This window comes from Deltaproteobacteria bacterium, from assembly GCA_026388545.1.
Lineage (GTDB): Bacteria > Desulfobacterota > Syntrophia > Syntrophales > UBA2185 > JAPLJS01.
The window spans coordinates 1-1,689 of record JAPLJS010000092.1 but is presented as its reverse complement, the minus strand read 5'-3'; the positions used below and the strand labels follow the sequence as shown (position 1 = coordinate 1,689).

Sequence of the window (1,689 nt, the reverse complement as noted above, 5' to 3'; positions counted from 1 at the left end):
GCACTTCCTGGGTTAAGCCCAGGGCTTTCACATCTGACTTATCACGCCGCCTACACGCTCTTTACGCCCAATGATTCCGAACAACGCTTGCACCCCCCGTATTACCGCGGCTGCTGGCACGGAGTTAGCCGGTGCTTCCTCTGGCGGTACCGTCAAGCATGACAGCTATTCACTCCCATGCACTTCTTCCCACCTGACAGAGCTTTACGATCCGAAGACCTTCCTCACTCACGCGGCGTTGCTGCGTCAGGGTTTCCCCCATTGCGCAAGATTCCTCACTGCTGCCTCCCGTAGGAGTCTGGACCGTGTCTCAGTTCCAGTGTGGCTGATCATCCTCTCAGACCAGCTAACCATCGTTGCCTTGGTAGGCCATTACCCCACCAACTAGCTAATGGTACGCGGACTCATCCTTTAGTGAAGGCTTGTATACAGAGGCTATCTTTGACTGTTCCACCGAAGTAAAACAGTTTTATCGGGTATTATCCCACCTTTCGGTGAGTTATTCCCGGCTAAAGGGTAGATTATCCACGCGTTACTCACCCGTGCGCCACTTTACTCATTCGCCGAAGCGAATTTTCTCGTACGACTTGCATGTGTTAGGCACGCCGCCAGCGTTTGTTCTGAGCCAGGATCAATCTCTCCAGTTTTTAATCCTTAGCTTAGACATTTCTTTCCATTTTCTTAAAAAAGAAAAAGGACCCACAAATCAATTATCCCACTATTCAATTTCCAAAGAACATCTCAAAAACGAGTTTATAGATGTAAGCTAAAAAAAAATTTCTGTCAAGAATTATTTCGTTTCATGAACAACAAAATGATTGCGTGAAGAAAAGAAAACGGTTTCTACATCGTCTATCATCGGGTGTCAAGAAAAAACTTCAAAAAAATTAACTAACTGATAACCAATTTATTTTATTAGATAATATTCCATTCTCATTTCGCGGGAACGATTTATTCTCCTTTTTCTATGACGGAATATTTCTTTTTCCCTTTTCGGATAAATATCCTTTTGCCTTCCCCAAAGTGATTCATCCCGATCTTTTCATCGAAAGATTTAATCTGAATGTCATTCACATAGCCACCACCCTGAGCAATGATTCTCCGGGCCTCACTTTTCGATGCACAGAGATTTGTCTCATAAAATAACTCATAGGCCGGTATCCCCTTTTCCAGATCCCCTTTCGATATTGTTATCCTGCATATAGCAGAATCGTCCGGAACTACCTCGACCCTTGGAATAGCGCTTGCCGGAAGGACGGATGGATCGACAGGCTTTACACCAAAAGCTGCCGCTGAAGCCTTCCACGCAGACAAAGCAGCCTCCCTGCCATGTGAAATAACTGTCGCCTCAAATGCCAAAACCGCTTTTGCCATATTCAAACGGGCATCGGTAAGAATCTGTACCTGTCTGATTTCATCCATCGGTAAAAAGGTAAACAACGCGAGAAATCTCTCCAGGTCGGCATCGTCCGTATTGATCCAGAATTGATAATAATCATAGGGCGAGGTCAGCTCCGCATCCAGCCAGACTGTTCCCTTCTCCGTTTTTCCCATTTTATGACCGAGGGCTGTTGTGATGAGGGGAAAGGTCATGCTGAAGGCGTTTTTCCCTTCAATCCTTCTGATCAGATCGCTGCCGGCCAGCATATTCCCCCATTGATCATTCCCGCCCATCTGGAGAACACAATC

The 1,689-nt window shown here is 46.1% G+C and carries 1 protein-coding gene and 1 rRNA gene; both read right to left on the bottom strand.

Annotated elements, in window-relative coordinates; genetic code table 11:
- A 16S ribosomal RNA gene (locus tag NTW12_11100) occupies positions 1 to 647 on the bottom strand; the annotation flags it as partial.
- 304 nt (positions 648 to 951) lie between these two features.
- The coding region (tyrS, locus tag NTW12_11095; GenBank protein ID MCX5846883.1) for a tyrosine--tRNA ligase at positions 952 to 1,689 on the bottom strand (738 nt) is incomplete at its 5' end.